Raw genomic sequence first — 13,699 nt, 5'->3', positions numbered from 1 at the left:
AGTCAGCAGAATGGAGCGAGTGAGCCAGACCCCCCGCGCCCCCCGGCGCAGCCACGTCCTCGACGTCTCCCCCCTCCGCGAGTCCCCGGCCTTCGCCCGGCTCTGGGCCGGCAACGTGATCTCGGGCATCGGCGGCCAGATGACGATCGTCGCGGTCGGCCTGCACATCTACGAGCTCACCGGATCGACCCTCGCGGTCGCGCTGGTCGGCGTGGTGGCGCTGGTCCCGACCGTGATCGCCGGCCTCTACGGCGGGATGCTCGCCGACGCGTTCGACCGCCGCCTGGTGCTCCTGCTCGCCGCGGTCGTGGCCTGGGGCTCGACCGCGGGGATCGCGGCCCTCGCCTGGCTCGGCGCCGAGACCCCGCTCTCCCTCTACGTGCTCACCGCCGTGAACGCGGTGGCGACGACGGTGATCGTGACCACCCGGATGACGCTGGCTCCGCGGCTGCTCCGCACCGAGCTGGTCCCCGCCGCCGCCGCGCTGGGCGGCATCGCGAGCGGAGTCGAGGTGACCGTGGGGCCCGCCCTCGCCGGCGTGCTGGTCGCCTCCTCCGGCTTCGCGATCACGTACACGATCGACGTCGTGCTGTTCCTCGCCGCGTTCCTCGGCATCGCGGGGCTGCCGGCGCTCGTGCCCGAGGGCGAGCGGCAGCGGCCGGGGCTGGAGTCCCTCCGCTACGGCCTGGGCTTCCTGAAGGGTGCCCCGAACATCCGGATGTCCTTCCTGGTCGACATCGTGGCCATGACCTTCGGACAGCCGCGCGTGGTCTTCCCGGCGGCCGCCGCCGTGCTGCTCGGCGGAGGCGCGGTGACGGTGGGCGCGCTCACGGCCGCGTTCGCGATCGGGGCGCTGATCAGCGGCGTCTTCTCCGGCCGGCTGACCGGGGTCCGACGGCAGGGCCTCGCGATCGGCCGCTCGATCCAGGTGTACGGAGCGTTCGTGGTCGCGTTCGGCGCGGTCCTGCTCGGTGCCGCACTCGTGCAGCACGACGCGTCGGCGCCGAACGCGGTGCTCATCGCGCTGGCGGCGGTCGCCCTGGCCGGCGCGGGCGCCTCCGACAACGTCAGCTCGATCTTCCGGCAGACGATGCTGCAGACCGCGGTCCCCGACAACATGCGGGGTCGGCTCCAGGGCGTGTTCATCGTCGTGGTGACGGGCGGCCCGCGGGTCGGCGACCTCTACACGGGACTGCTCGCCTCGCTCGCGCTGCTCTGGCTGCCGCCGCTCGCGGGCGGGCTCGCGATCATCGCGATCCTCGCCGCGGTGCTGCGACTCCGACCGGGCTTCCGTGGGTACGACGCCCTGCACCCGACGGCCTGAGCGGAGGGGCGTCTCCCTCGAGCCGGATGGGACAGCGCGCCCGCCCGCTCGGCTCAGGCCGGCGGACGGGCGCGCCGGGGATCAGTCGCCGGAGGCCGCGTCGGCACCGCCGCCGTCGGTCAGCCGGTCGTCCGAGACCAGTCCGCTGTCGTCGTCGCGGCCCTCGACCCGCACCGGGCGGTAGACGTGGAAGCCGTCGTCGTCGGGCTCCAGCTCCCAGACCACCTCGACCTCCTCGCCGTCGATGTCGGCCAGGCGGGTGAAGGAGCGCTGCGGGGAGCCGTCGATCATCTCGAGGCGGATGCTCTCCTGCTCTGCTCCGCTGTCGAGGATGGCGGTGTACGTCGATTCGGTGTCCATGCCTCGACGCTAGACACGCGCGGTGAGGCGTCGCCACCCCTTGCGGCGGCGCACGGTCCGCGTAGCGTCGGCACCATGACCAACACCGACATCACTCCCGCCGACTCCGACGACCGCGAGCAGATCACCGAGATGGTGAAGAGCGCCGGGATCGGGCTCCTCACCACCGTCAACGCCACCGGGCAGCTCGTCAGCCGTCCGCTCAAGGCCCAGGACATCGACTTCGACGGCGAACTGTGGTTCTTCACGCAGGACCCGTCGCCCAAGGTCGACGACATCCGCGCGAACCCGAGCGTCAACGTCGCGTTCGAGTCGAAGAAGGGCTACCTGTCGGTGGCCGGCTCGGCGACTGTCGTGCACGACCCGGCGAAGGTGGACGAGCTGTGGTCCCCGGCCGTCGCCGGCTGGTTCCCCGACGGCAAGGACGACCCGACCGTCGCGCTGATCCGCGTCGAGGCCGAGACCGTCGAGCTGTGGGCGACCGACGAGCCCCGTCCGGTCGTGCTGTTCAAGGTCCTCAAGGCCGCCGTCACCGGCGGACAGCCCGACATCGGCGAGAACCGCACCGTCTCCTTCGAGTGATCCCTCCCCCCGAGGCGCCGCCGGGGCGCGGCGCCTCGCGGGGACAGGCGTCAGGCGCCGCCGAAGCGCTCGGTGCGGACGCGCTCGGGCGCGTGGCCCTGCTCGACCAGGGCGGTGGCGACGGCCTCGACGAACGAGGTCGGGCCGCACACGTAGACGGTCGGCTCGAGCGGGGCCGGCAGAGCCGCCTCGGCGAGCAGCTCCGGAGTGACGCGGCCGGCCGGACGCGCCGCTCCCGCCGGCGCCACCCGGGTGAAGACGTGGTCCACCGCGACTCCGCCCGTCGCGGCCGGCCGCTCGGCGAGCGCCGCCAGCTCCTCGCGGTAGTAGGCGAAGACGGGCGAGCGGACCGAGTAGAGCAGCTGCATCCGCGCCGCGCTCCCGGACCGGGCGTGCTCGCGCGCCATCGCCATCAGCGGCACCACGCCGCTCCCGCCCGCGATCAGCTGCACCGGCTCCGCCTGCTCCGGACGCCAGACGAACCAGCCGCCGATCGGACCGCGGATCTCGAGCCGGTCGCCCGCTTCGAGGCCGTCGACCAGGTACGGGGAGACCTCCCCGTCGTCCAGCCGCTCGACCGCGAGCTCGACCCGCTCCCCGTCGGCCGGGGCGCCGATCGAGTAGGAGCGGCTCGCCTGGTAGCCGTCGGGCGCGGTGAGGCGCACGTCGAGGTGCTGCCCCGCCAGGTGGCCCGGCCACCCGGGCACGCGGAGCACCAGGAGGCGCGACGTGGGCGTGAGCGGCGCGACCGACTCGGCCACCGCCTCCGTCCACATCACCAGTAGCGCTCCTCTTTCCAGGGGTCCCCGTGCATGTGGTAGCCGTTCTGCTCCCAGAAGCCTGGCTCGTCGCCGGGCATCAGGCGGAGCGTCCGGACCCACTTCGCGCTCTTCCAGAAGTAGAGGTGCGGCACCAGGAGCCGGGCGGGGCCGCCGTGCTCGGCCGCGAGGGGCTTCCCCTCGAACTCGGTGACGACCCAGGCCCTCCCGCCGCGGATCTCGGCGAGCGGGAGGTTCGTCGTGTAGCCGCCGAAGCTCTGCGCCATGACGAAGCCGGCATCCGTCTCCAGGCCCTCCAGCAGCGTGTCGACCGAGACGCCGCGCCAGCTGGTGCCGAGCTTCGACCACCGGGTCACGCAGTGGATGTCGGTGTGCACGTCCTCGTGCGGAAGCGCGTCGAACTCCTCCCGGTTCCAGCGGCGGACGCCCGCGGGCCCGCCGTCGATGGAGAAGGCCCACTCGTGGATGTTCGGGGTGGGCCCGATCGAGAGGACGGGGAAGCCGTTCTCGAGGTGCTGGCCCGGCGGGAGGTCCGGGTCCGCCTCCCTCTTGCCGAAGAAGCCCCGCGTGATGATGCCCATGTCCGCCCTCGTCGTCCTCGGGGCCTGGCCCCGGATCGCTGGAAACCGCTCGTCGCGCTCACGCTACCGCTCGGCGCTACCGCATGCGGGCCCGCCGGGCGAGCCCGGGACCGTGTCGGACGTCGGTGCCAGGATCGGGGCATGAGACGAACCGTCGTGCCGCCGTACCTCCTCGTCCGCATCGCCCGCCTCGACGATCCGGCCTTCGCCCGGGCCGCGCGGGCCGCGAGCCGCTCGCTCGAGCAGGACGTGCCGTTCCGGCGCGTCCGGCCCGGAGAGCCCGCGCCCGACCGCGGGGCGCCGACCGCCACCGCGACGTCCTCGCCGCGCACCCGCGTGCAGTCCCTCCAGCGCACCATCGCGGACGCGCGGACCGAGGAGACCCTGCCCGGCACGGTCGTCCGCCGCGAGGGCGAGGCGGCCACGGGGGACGCGGCCGTCGACGAGGCGTACGACGGCCTCGGCGCGATGTCGGCCTTCCTGCAGGGTGCGTACGGCCGCGACTCGATCGACGACGCCTGGCTCCCGCTCGACGCGACCGTGCACTTCGGCGACGACTACGACAACGCCTTCTGGGACGGCTCGCGGATGGTCTTCGGCGACGGGGACGGCCAGGTGTTCCGCCGCTTCACCGTCTCGCAGAGCGTGATCGGCCACGAGCTCGCCCACGGCATCACCGAGTACACGGCGAACCTCGTCTACCGCGGCCAGTCCGGAGCGCTCAACGAGTCGGTCTCGGACGTGTTCGGAGCCCTGCTGGAGCAGTACGGCGCAGGCGAGAGCGCCGACGAGGCGAGCTGGCTGATCGGCGAGGGGCTCTTCACCGACGAGGTGCAGGGCACGGCCCTGCGGTCGATGATCGCCCCCGGCACCGCCTACGACGACGACGTCCTCGGCTCCGACCCGCAGCCGGGCTCGATGGCCGACTACGTCGAGACCGACGACGACAACGGCGGAGTGCACATCAACTCGGGGATCCCCAACCGCGCGTTCGCCGTGGCGGCGACGACCCTCGGCGGGAAGGCGTGGGAGCGCGCTGGGCAGGTCTGGTACGACGTGCTGACCGGGGGCGTCCTCACCGCGACGGCCGACTTCGAGGCGTTCGCGGCGCTCACCGTGCGGGCCGCCGCCGAGCGCTACGGATCCGGCTCCGAGGTCGAGGCCGCCGTGCGCACCGGCTGGACGACGGTCGGCGTGACGCTGTCCGCCTGAGCCGGTCCGATCGAGGGCGGAGGCGGGTAGCATCGCGCGCATGGACGTCATCGTGTCGCGCAGCGGCGGATTCGCCGGCCTCCGCCGGGTGTGGCGGGTCGACGTCGAGCAGCAGCCCGACGAGGGCGCGTGGCGCGACCTGCTCGGCTCGCTCCCCTGGGACGCCGCCGACGGCGAGTCCCCCGGCCGGGCCGACCGCTTCGTCTACGAGATCCGCGTGCAGACGCACCACGTCCGCCTCGGCGAGACCGAGCTCGACGGAGCCTGGCGCGAGCTGGTCGACCGCGTGAAGAAGGCGCAGCCCGGTTAGGAGCTGCGCCTTCGTCGTGTGCTCGGAGCTACTCGGTGCCGAGCAGGTCGATCACGAAGATCAGGGTCTTGCCGGAGAGCGGGTGCCCTCCGCCGGCCGGGCCGTACGCCAGCGCGGGCGGGCAGATCAGCTTGCGGCGGCCGCCGACCTTCATCCCCGGGATGCCCTGCTGCCAGGCGCGGATGAGGTTGTTGAGGGGGAAGTTGATCGACTGGTCGCGGCTCCAGGAGGAGTCGAACTCCTCGCCGGTGTCGTACTCGACGCCGAGGTAGTGGACCTCGACGGTCGAGCCGGGCTGCGCCTCGGCGCCGTCGCCGACGACGATGTCCTCGACGACGAGGGTGTCGGGGGCCGGGCCCTCAGGGGCGTCGACCTCGGGCTTGGTCAGGTTCTCGCTGCTCATGCCTCGATCCTACGGCGCTCGGGAGCGGAGTCTGGGAGCGGGCTGCGAGCACTCACTCCACGAGCGTGAGGCGCTGCGTCGGCCGGGTCATCGCGACGTAGAGCGATGCGGCGCCGCGCTCGCCGGTCTGCGCGATGAGGCGAGGCCGGGCGATGATCACGGAGTCGAACTCGAGCCCCTTGGCGTCGTTCGTCGACAGCACGGCGATCGCGCGGTCGAGCCCGGTCGCTCCGCGGCCCACCTCCCGGCCGAACCGCTCCTCGAGGCGCTCGGCGATCGCGGCGAGGTCGTCGTCGGGCGCGATGACCGCGAGTGTCCCCTCCGCCTCGATCGCCCGGTCCTCGACGACGGCCCCCAGCACCCGCTCGGCGAGGCTCGCGTCGCCGCGATCGCGGATCGTCCGCACCGGCCACTCGGTGGAGCGCACGGCCTCCCCCGGCGTGATCTCCAGCCCGTTCTCGCGCGCCGTCCGCTCGGCGAAGGCGACGATCTGCGCGGGCGTGCGGTAGTTGACCGTCAGCTCCTCCAGGCGCCACGGCGCCGCCTCCACTCCCCGGCCCTGGCGGCCGAAGGTGTCGCGGAGCGCGGCGTCCCAGCTCGAGGCGGCGGAGGCGCCGGACGCCTGCGCGACGTCGCCCACGATCGTGAACGAGCGCATCGGGCAGCGGCGCAGCAGCACCCGCCACTGCATCGGCGAGAGCTCCTGCGCCTCGTCGACCACGACGTGCCCGTAGGTCCAGGTGCGGTCGGCCGCGGCCCGCTCGGCGGTGGTGCCGAGCACCGAGCGCTCGGCGAAGCCGGCCGCGAGGTCCTTGGCGTTGACGAGGCCGTCGACGCCCATGTTGCGGATGGCGGCCTCCGCGTTCTCGACGTCGCGCTTGCGCTGCTCCTTCTCGGCCTTCTTCGAGGCGTCGGCGTGATCGTCGTAGGCGCCGAGCAGCTCCGCGGCCTCGTCGAGCAGCGGTACGTCGGAGACCGTGAACGGAGCGTCACGGTCTCGGCGGAGGAGGGAGCGCTGCGCGGCGGTCCAGCGCGGCGTGAGGGTCGCGAACCAGTTCGGACGGGCGTAGAGGTCCTGCAGCAGCTTCTCGGGGGTCAGCGGGATCCACGCGGTGTTGAGAGCGACGCGGACGTCGTGGGCGGTCCGCACGTCCTCGCGCAGCACCGCCTCGTCGGCCTCGTCGACCGTGCTGCCGTGGCTCCGCAGCTGATCGGCGAGCTGGCGGGTGAGCTGCGAGAGCAGCGTCTTGACGAAGGAGACGCGCGCCTCGTTGTGCGGCTTGCGGGTGTCGCGCGCGCGGGTGATCGCGCGCTCCACGTCCTGCGGCTCCAGACGGAGCTTCTCGCCGTTGACGTCGAGCACCTGGGTCTCGGCCGGGACGGTCTGGCGGGAGCGGACCGCGCGCTTGAGCAGCTCCGCCATGCGCGCCGAGCCCTTCACGCGGGCGACCGCGGGCACGTCCTCCTCGACGAGGTCGAGGCCCGGGTAGAGCTGGCCGAGCGTCGAGAGGACGACGCCCGTCTCGCCGAGCGAGGGCAGCACCGCCTCGATGTAGCGGAGGAAGGACCGCGAGGGGCCGACCACGAGCACGCCGGAGGAGGCGATGCGGTCGCGGTAGGAGTAGAGGAGGTAGGCGGCCCGGTGCAGGGCGACCGCGGTCTTGCCGGTGCCCGGCCCGCCCTGCACGACGAGCACGCCGCGCAGCTCGGACCGGATGATGCGGTCCTGCTCGCTCTGGATGGTCGCGACGATGTCGTGCATCCGGCCGGTGCGCTGCGCGCCGAGGGCCGCCATGAGCGCGCCCTCGCCCTGCAGCACGGTGCCCTCGCGCAGCAGCTCCTCGTCGAAGACCTCGTCCTCGAAGCGGAGGACCTCGCGGCCCCGAGTGGTGAGGTGGCGCCGGGCGCGCGTCCCCATCGGCCGGGCGGCGGTGGCCTGGTAGAACGCGGCCGACTGCGGGGCGCGCCAGTCGAGCAGCAGCGTGTCCTGCTCCTCGTCGCGCAGGCCGATCCGGCCGATGTAGCGGTGCTCGGCGTCGGCGTCCGCGAGCGTCAGCCGGCCGAAGGCGAGCCGGTCGTCGGCGCCGGTGAGCGAGCGGATGCGGTCCTCGTAGAGCCGCGCGTACGCGTCGCGCTCGGAGCGGCTCTGGTGGTTGCCGCCGACGCTCTCGATGCGAACGGTGTCCAGAGCCTCGCGGGCCTGGGCGATCAGCTCGTCGAGGCGGGCGTAGAGCGCCGCCACGTAGTCGCGCTCCCGAGAGAGCTCGGTGGCCTGCATAGTGCTGCCGTCCGTCATCGTCCGCCTTCCGAGGGTCCGCCGCCGCGGGCCGGGAGGCGCGGGATGCGCTCCGGGGGCCGCGGGAAAACAGGCGGTCCAGTCTACCGAGCGATCCGAAGCGGCCCGTCCCGACAGCGGGATCCGGATGCCTCTTGCGCTCGGCGCCGCGGAGGAGCATCCTCTCTCTCACGAAGAGCTCGACGCCCCGTCCGAGCAGCCGGCCCTGCCGCTGCCGCAGGGCGTCGAGCTCTTTCTCGCGGGTGTCCGTCCTCCGTCCGGTCATCGACCGGGAAGAGAACCGGACGGCCCCGCGTTGCACGCCCCATGGCCACTCCGAGCAGCAGCGTCACCGCCCCCTCCCGCGCCTCGATCGACCTCACGGAGTCGGCGCGCGCCGGCTGGGAGTCGTGGCTCGCCCGACGCGTCGAGCGCGTCACCGGACCCCGGGGCGATCTCGCCCTCGTCGAGACGCGCTGGCTCGAGCCCGGCGAGAGCGTCGACGACGAGCAGGCGCTGGCCGGCTACGGCCCCTCGGCGACCCTGACGCGGATGCGCCGCGAGAACCTCGACACCGGCGAGCCGGAGTACGGCTACCGCGTCTGGGACGCGGCCTCCGACGGCATCCGCTCCTTCGACGCCATCGAGACCTTCCCGTTCGACGCCGCCTGGGTGCTCGAGGCGTGGTTCGAGCCGGTCGCCGAGGACCGCACCGTCCCGTTCGAGCACCTGCGCGACAACGGCGCCACCCGCGAGCTCGTCGTGCCCGGCGACATCACCTTCTCGCTCGTGGACGACGGGCGCGCCCGCGAGTACACGGTCGCGGCGTTCGACGACGGCGGCACGCTCCTCGTCCCGTTCGGCGATCCGACCAACCGCAGCGACGACCCGGAGCTCGCGAGCTACCCCGTCGGCCGCTTCCTCGTCGTGCAGCGGATCGGCGGCGCGGCCGACGCGGGCACCCCCGGTCCGGTACTCCTGGACTTCAACCGGGCGTACATCCCGCCGTGCGGCTTCTCGCCCCACTACAACTGCCCGCTGCCGCCCGCGCAGAACCGGCTCGGCGTGCCCGTGACGGCCGGCGAGCGCCGCGTGCGCAGCGCCTCCGCCTAGCGCGCCGGGGCTGAGCGGGGGCGGCCCCGGCTCAGCGGGTGAGCACCGCCCGGCGGGCGACGAGCTCGTCGAGCAGGACCTTCTCGTCGACCGCTCCGGTGCGTCCGCCGCGGCCGAGCAGGAGGTGCTGCCGGTGGTGCGCGAGCCGCGTCGCCGAGCGGAGGAAGTCCCGCATCGCCCGCGGCCGGTCCCCTCCCGCGCTCCGGGCCCAGCGAGCGGCGGTGCGGCGCCCCTCCCCGGTGCCGATCATCCGCACCTCGGCCGGCGAGAGCCAGCCGGCGACGGCGTAGTCGTCGAGCCGCTGGAGCGTCACGCGCCGCTCCTGCCGGCGCAGCAGCACCACCACGACCACGGCGACCGCGAACAGCGGCACCTGGACCACGCCGTAGAAGCCGAACCAGTCGGACACCAGGAACGACGAGCCGTTCCAGAGCGCGTGCAGGAACGCGGCGAGCGCCAGCCCGAGCAGGGCGATGGGCAGCCGCGCGACGGCGGGCCGGTTCGAGGCGAAGCCGAGGGCCGCGCCCGTGCAGGCGGTGAAGAGCACGTGCGCGAAGGGCGAGAGCACCCCGCGGAGGAAGAAGGTCACGGCGAGCGAACCGAGACCGCCCTCCACCAGCGCGCTGCCGAAGTAGAGGATGTTCTCGACGAAGGCGAACCCGGAGGCGACGACGGCCGCGTAGACGATGCCGTCGACGGGCCCGTCGAAGGTCCGGCGCCAGATCAGCAGGACGAGGAGGACGCCGATCCCCTTGGCCGTCTCCTCGACCAGCGGCGCCTGGATCACGGCGCCGACGAAGTCGGATCCGCTCGGCTGCTGCCCGGACGCGTAGACGGCGATCTGCACGCCGAGGTCGACCAGGAGCGCGATCGCGACGGACCCGGCCGCGCCCCAGAGGAACGCGAACCACAGGCCCAGCGCTGGCTCCGGCTCCCACCGGTCGACCCAGCGGACGCCCAGCAGGACCACGGTCAGCGGGACGAGGGCGATGACCGCGCAGATCCCCGCGGCGCTGACGCCGAGTCCGAGGACCACGTAGGCGAGCACGAGCAGCAGCAGGATCCCGAGGAGCGCCACGCCGATCGAGCCGAGCACGGTCGGCACGACGGAGGAGCGGGCGGTGGCGGGTGGTGCGGGCGGCGGATAGGCGCTCATGGGGCCGACAGTAGGGCACGGGCGGGGTGCGCTGTCGGCGGTTGACACGCGCCGGGCGCGTGGAGGAGGGCCGGGGTGCGGACGCCCGTGTCCGATTCCCGCTCCTGCTCGACGTCGCCGCGTGCGAGGCTCGAGGCGTGCCCGACTCCGATCCGCTCTTCGAGGAGCGCTACCGCGCCGTCGCCTCCCGCGACTCCCGGTTCGACGGGCGGTTCCTGACCGGCGTGCACTCCACCGGCATCTACTGCCGTCCGAGCTGCCCCGCCATCACGCCGCGGCGCGCGAACGTGCGCTTCTACCCGACGGCCGCCGCCGCGCACGAGGCGGGGCTCCGCGCCTGCAAGCGCTGCCTGCCGGACGCTGTCCCCGGCTCCCCCGAGTGGAACCTGCGCGACGACACGGCGGCGCGCGCCATGCGTTTGATCGCCGACGAAGTGGTCGACCGCGAGGGGGTCGAGGGGCTGGCCGCCCGGCTCGGCTACGGCGCGCGCCACCTCGGCCGCATCCTGCGCGAGGAGCTGGGCGCGCCTCCGCTGGCCCTCGCTCGCGCCCAGCGCGCCCAGACCGCCCGGCTCCTGCTCACGAGCACCGACCTGCCCGTGTCCGACGTCGCCTTCGCCGCCGGCTTCACGAGCATCCGGCAGTTCAACGCGACCCTGGCGGAGGTGTACGAGCGGACCCCGACGGCCCTGCGCGCCTCGGCCCGCGGCACGCGCTCCGAGGCGAGCGTCCACGACGGCGCGACCACGCTGGAGCTCCGGCTGGCAGTGCGGGCTCCGTTCGATCCCGGGGTGCTCGACGTGCTCGGCGGCGCCGCGCTCCCGGGCATCGAGGAGGCGTCCCCCGGCGGCTACGCGCGCTCGCTCGTCCTGCCCGGGGGCGCGGCACTGGTGCGGCTGGCGGCGGACGGGGAGAGCGTCCGCTGCAGCGCGACGCTCGTCTCCGTCGCCGACGTCGGGCCGCTGGTCGCCCGGGTGAGGCGGGTTCTCGACCTGGACGCGGACGCCCGGGCCGTGGACGAGGCCCTCGCGGCCGATCCCGCACTCGCTCCGAGCGTCGCCGACCGCCCCGGTGTCCGCGTGCCCGGCTCCGTCGATCCGGCCGAGACGCTGGTGCGCGCGCTGCTCGGCCGGCGGGAGGCCGCACGGCTGGTCACAGCGCTCGGCGCGACGCTCCCGGAGTCCGTGGCGAGCGGATCGATCGCACGCGCCTTCCCCTCCCCCGCGGTGATCGCCGAGCACGCCGCCGACGTGCTCCGCGGATCCGCCGACGTGCTGGTGCGGACCTGCACGCTGCTCGCCGAGGGAGCCCTGCGGCTCGACGCCGACCGGGAGGAGCTCGCCGAGCAGCTGCTGGCGGTCCCCGGGATCGACGCGGCCACGGCGGCCGAGGTGGCACAGCGGGCGACCGGAGATCCCGACGTCCTGCTCACCGGGGATCCCGTGCTCCGGCGGGGCGCGGCGGCGCTCGGCCTGCCCTCCGGCGAGCGCGCGCTGACCGAGACCGGACGCCGCTGGGCGCCCTGGCGCAGCTACGCCGGGGCGCGCCTCGCGGCCGCGGTCACGCCTCCGGCGCGGGGTCGATGATCGGGAGCGCCGCGGTCATCGCCTCGATGCCCGAGAGCCGCGCCGGCGAGATCAGCCGCATGACCTCCTCGCGGGACATCAGCCCCGCCTCGACCACCAGGTCGGCGATGTTGCGGCCGGTCGCGAGGGCGGCCTTCGCGAGGGCGGCGGACGCGGTGTAGCCGATGCTCGGCGTGAGCGCCGTCACGACCCCGACCGAGGAGGCGACCATGGCCTCGAGCCGGTCGACGTTCGCGGTGATGCCGTCGATGCAGTTCTCGCGGAGCGTCCTGCAGGCCTGCGTCATCCAGGTGATGCTCTGCAGCAGCGAGTGCGCGATCACCGGCTCGAAGGCGTTGAGCTGGAGCTGACCCGCCTCGGCCGCCATCGTGACCGTGACATCGGCCCCGGCCACCGAGTAGGCGACCTGGTTGACCACCTCGGGGATGACCGGGTTCACCTTGCCGGGCATGATGCTCGATCCCGCCTGGCGCGGAGGCAGGTTGATCTCGCCGAAGCCGGCCTGGGGGCCCGAGGAGAGGAGTCTCAGGTCGTTGCAGATCTTGGACAGCTTGATCGCGGAGCGCTTGAGCGCGCTCGAGAACGACATGAAGACGCCGGTGTCGCTCGTCGCCTCGACGAGGTCCTGCGCCATCTCGAGGTCGAGATCGGTGATCTCGTTGAGGTGGCGGACAGCAGCCGCGCCGTAGCGCGGATCGGCGGTGATGCCTGTGCCGATCGCGGTGGCTCCGATGTTGACCTCGGCGAGCAGCCAGATGGTCTCGGAGAGACGGGCGTGGTCCTCGCCGAGGGTCGTCGCGAAGCCGTGGAACTCCTGGCCGAGCGTCATCGGCACCGCGTCCTGCAGCTGCGTGCGGCCGACCTTCAGGACGCTGCCGAACTCGACCGCCTTGCGGGAGAACGACTCGCGCAGCAGCGCCAGCTCGTCGAGCAGGCGGCGCAGCGACCAGGTCATCGCGATCTTGATCGCGGTCGGGTAGACGTCGTTGGTGGACTGGCTGCGGTTGACGTCGTCGAGGGGGTGCAGGTGCGCGTAGTCGCCCCGCTCGAAGCCGCCGATCTCGAGTGCGACGTTGGCGACGACCTCGTTCGCGTTCATGTTCGTCGAGGTGCCGGCGCCGCCCTGGATCACCCCGACCACGAACTGGTCGTGGAACTCGCCGTCGATGATGCGGCGGCACGCGGCCTCGATCAGCTCGGCCTTGGCGGGGGCGAGGGTGCCGAGCTCGGTGTTGGCCCGGGCGGCCGCGAGCTTGACCGTCGCGAGGGACCGGACGAGATCGGGGTAGATCGAGATGGGGCGCTTCGAGATCGGGAAGTTGTCGAGGGCCCGCGCCGTGTGGATGCCCCAGTAGGCCTCGGCGGGGATCTCCATCGAGCCGAGGGAGTCGCTCTCGGTGCGCGTGGCGGGGGTCTCGGTGTCGTCCAGGGCTCTGCCTTCCGGGTCGCGGTCGGGGAGGGTGCTCGGTGCGAGGGGCACGTCCAGCTCCGTTGCTGTCGTCGTGCGGCCCCGGAGGGTGCAGGGGGCTCGCGAACTGCGCGGCCAGCCTATCGCCGGGGTACGGGGCGGCGGCGGACGCGGGCGCGGAGCGTCCGCTCGGCGGGCGCGGAACGACCGCGCCTCCCGCCGCCGGAGCGGACAGGAGGCGCGGGACGCGGGAAGCGGCGGATCAGCGGTAGTCGCTGCCCGATGCGAGGGCCGCGAGCGGCACGAGCACGACCACGACGAGCACGGCGATCGCGAAGAGCAGGACGAGGCCGAGCATGACGGAGTTGAGCACGATGCCCCAGATCGAGAGCGTGCGGCCGGTCGGCTCCCTCCGCAGACCCAGGATGCCGAAGACGAGGCCCGCGGCCGGAGCGATCACGGTCAGTCCGAAGAAGACGGAGGTGACGCCGAGGATCAGGCTGGTGAGCGAGAACGGGGTCGAGGGCGCCGGGGCGAGCGCCGCGGGCCTCGTCTTCGGCATCCTGGGTCTGCGGAGGGAGCCGACCGGCCGCACGCTCTCGATCTGGGG

General features: G+C 73.7%; 14 protein-coding genes. 6 read left to right on the top strand and 8 right to left on the bottom strand.

Features of this window, described 5'->3' with window-relative positions; translation table 11 throughout:
- Positions 1-19: 19 nt before the first annotated feature.
- Positions 20-1,324 carry an MFS transporter gene (locus C5C71_RS09310; protein WP_258062855.1) on the top strand — a complete coding sequence of 435 codons (1,305 nt, stop codon included), beginning with the start codon at positions 20-22 and terminating at the stop codon, positions 1,322-1,324.
- A gap of 81 nt (positions 1,325-1,405) precedes the next feature.
- Here the strand turns inward: C5C71_RS09310 and C5C71_RS09305 are convergent, their stop codons facing one another.
- Complete coding sequence (locus C5C71_RS09305) at positions 1,406-1,684, bottom strand: hypothetical protein (protein ID WP_104224817.1); 279 nt, start codon at positions 1,682-1,684, stop codon at positions 1,406-1,408.
- Between the two features lie 75 nt (positions 1,685-1,759).
- Here C5C71_RS09305 and C5C71_RS09300 point away from each other — a divergent pair, with 75 nt between their 5' ends.
- Positions 1,760-2,266 carry a pyridoxamine 5'-phosphate oxidase family protein gene (locus tag C5C71_RS09300; protein ID WP_104337585.1) on the top strand — a complete coding sequence of 169 codons (507 nt, stop codon included), beginning with the start codon at positions 1,760-1,762 and terminating at the stop codon, positions 2,264-2,266.
- 50 nt (positions 2,267-2,316) lie between these two features.
- On the opposite strand, the gene C5C71_RS09295 is transcribed toward C5C71_RS09300, so the two are convergent.
- Together C5C71_RS09295 and C5C71_RS09290 are read right to left on the bottom strand one after the other, a co-directional pair.
- A complete protein-coding gene (locus tag C5C71_RS09295) occupies positions 2,317-3,042 on the bottom strand; it encodes a ferredoxin reductase (protein ID WP_104283799.1) in 726 nt (241 codons plus the stop codon).
- Positions 3,042-3,626, bottom strand: a complete 585-nt coding sequence (locus C5C71_RS09290) for a molybdopterin-dependent oxidoreductase (RefSeq protein WP_104224820.1) — start codon at positions 3,624-3,626, stop codon at positions 3,042-3,044. The genes C5C71_RS09295 and C5C71_RS09290 overlap by 1 nt, the downstream gene beginning before the upstream one ends.
- Before the next feature lie 141 nt (positions 3,627-3,767).
- Between C5C71_RS09290 and C5C71_RS09285 the strand changes: the two genes are divergently transcribed.
- Positions 3,768-4,838, top strand: coding sequence for a M4 family metallopeptidase (locus C5C71_RS09285; protein WP_104337584.1), 1,071 nt, complete (start codon positions 3,768-3,770; stop codon positions 4,836-4,838).
- Between the two features lie 40 nt (positions 4,839-4,878).
- Positions 4,879-5,148: a protealysin inhibitor emfourin gene (locus C5C71_RS09280; protein ID WP_104337583.1), complete on the top strand. Its 270-nt coding sequence runs from the start codon at positions 4,879-4,881 to the stop codon at positions 5,146-5,148.
- A 28-nt stretch (positions 5,149-5,176) separates the two neighbouring features.
- On the opposite strand, the gene C5C71_RS09275 is transcribed toward C5C71_RS09280, so the two are convergent.
- Positions 5,177-5,551 (bottom strand): FKBP-type peptidyl-prolyl cis-trans isomerase, encoded by a 375-nt coding sequence (locus tag C5C71_RS09275; protein ID WP_104224823.1) that lies wholly within the window; start codon positions 5,549-5,551, stop codon positions 5,177-5,179.
- A gap of 52 nt (positions 5,552-5,603) precedes the next feature.
- Entirely contained in the window at positions 5,604-7,847 is a 2,244-nt protein-coding gene (locus C5C71_RS09270; RefSeq protein WP_258068698.1) for a UvrD-helicase domain-containing protein, read from the bottom strand.
- A 306-nt stretch (positions 7,848-8,153) separates the two neighbouring features.
- On the opposite strand from C5C71_RS09270, the gene C5C71_RS09265 reads away from it, so the two are divergent.
- Complete coding sequence (locus C5C71_RS09265) at positions 8,154-8,939, top strand: DUF1684 domain-containing protein (protein WP_104233244.1); 786 nt, start codon at positions 8,154-8,156, stop codon at positions 8,937-8,939.
- Between the two features lie 31 nt (positions 8,940-8,970).
- On the opposite strand, the gene C5C71_RS09260 is transcribed toward C5C71_RS09265, so the two are convergent.
- Positions 8,971-10,095, bottom strand: coding sequence for a PrsW family intramembrane metalloprotease (locus tag C5C71_RS09260; RefSeq protein WP_104337581.1), 1,125 nt, complete (start codon positions 10,093-10,095; stop codon positions 8,971-8,973).
- A gap of 137 nt (positions 10,096-10,232) precedes the next feature.
- Here C5C71_RS09260 and C5C71_RS09255 point away from each other — a divergent pair, with 137 nt between their 5' ends.
- Entirely contained in the window at positions 10,233-11,681 is a 1,449-nt protein-coding gene (locus C5C71_RS09255; protein WP_181065684.1) for an Ada metal-binding domain-containing protein, read from the top strand.
- Here C5C71_RS09255 and C5C71_RS09250 read toward each other — a convergent pair.
- Both C5C71_RS09250 and C5C71_RS09245 read right to left on the bottom strand, forming a co-directional pair.
- Entirely contained in the window at positions 11,656-13,110 is a 1,455-nt protein-coding gene (locus C5C71_RS09250; RefSeq protein ID WP_258064082.1) for an aspartate ammonia-lyase, read from the bottom strand. The genes C5C71_RS09255 and C5C71_RS09250 overlap by 26 nt on opposite strands.
- A 241-nt stretch (positions 13,111-13,351) precedes the next feature.
- The coding region (locus tag C5C71_RS09245) for a DUF4190 domain-containing protein (protein ID WP_104337579.1) at positions 13,352-13,699 on the bottom strand (348 nt) is incomplete at its 5' end.

Source organism: Rathayibacter sp. AY1C1, from assembly GCF_002932105.1.
Taxonomy (GTDB): domain Bacteria; phylum Actinomycetota; class Actinomycetes; order Actinomycetales; family Microbacteriaceae; genus Rathayibacter.
The sequence above is the reverse complement of the archived record's forward strand: the minus strand, read 5'-3'. Positions and strand labels throughout refer to the sequence as shown.

Bases quoted from the DNA above. Each gene is read 5' to 3' on its own strand.
- C5C71_RS09305 (WP_104224817.1), bottom strand. From the start codon at position 1,684: ATGGACACCGAATCGACGTACACCGCCATCCTCGACAGCGGAGCAGAG.
- C5C71_RS09300 (WP_104337585.1), top strand. From the start codon at position 1,760: ATGACCAACACCGACATCACTCCCGCCGACTCCGACGACCGCGAGCAG.
- C5C71_RS09295 (WP_104283799.1), bottom strand. From the start codon at position 3,042: ATGTGGACGGAGGCGGTGGCCGAGTCGGTCGCGCCGCTCACGCCCACG.
- C5C71_RS09290 (WP_104224820.1), bottom strand. From the start codon at position 3,626: ATGGGCATCATCACGCGGGGCTTCTTCGGCAAGAGGGAGGCGGACCCG.
- C5C71_RS09285 (WP_104337584.1), top strand. From the start codon at position 3,768: ATGAGACGAACCGTCGTGCCGCCGTACCTCCTCGTCCGCATCGCCCGC.
- C5C71_RS09280 (WP_104337583.1), top strand. From the start codon at position 4,879: ATGGACGTCATCGTGTCGCGCAGCGGCGGATTCGCCGGCCTCCGCCGG.
- C5C71_RS09275 (WP_104224823.1), bottom strand. From the start codon at position 5,551: ATGAGCAGCGAGAACCTGACCAAGCCCGAGGTCGACGCCCCTGAGGGC.
- C5C71_RS09270 (WP_258068698.1), bottom strand. From the start codon at position 7,847: ATGACGGACGGCAGCACTATGCAGGCCACCGAGCTCTCTCGGGAGCGC.
- C5C71_RS09265 (WP_104233244.1), top strand. From the start codon at position 8,154: ATGGCCACTCCGAGCAGCAGCGTCACCGCCCCCTCCCGCGCCTCGATC.
- C5C71_RS09260 (WP_104337581.1), bottom strand. From the start codon at position 10,095: ATGAGCGCCTATCCGCCGCCCGCACCACCCGCCACCGCCCGCTCCTCC.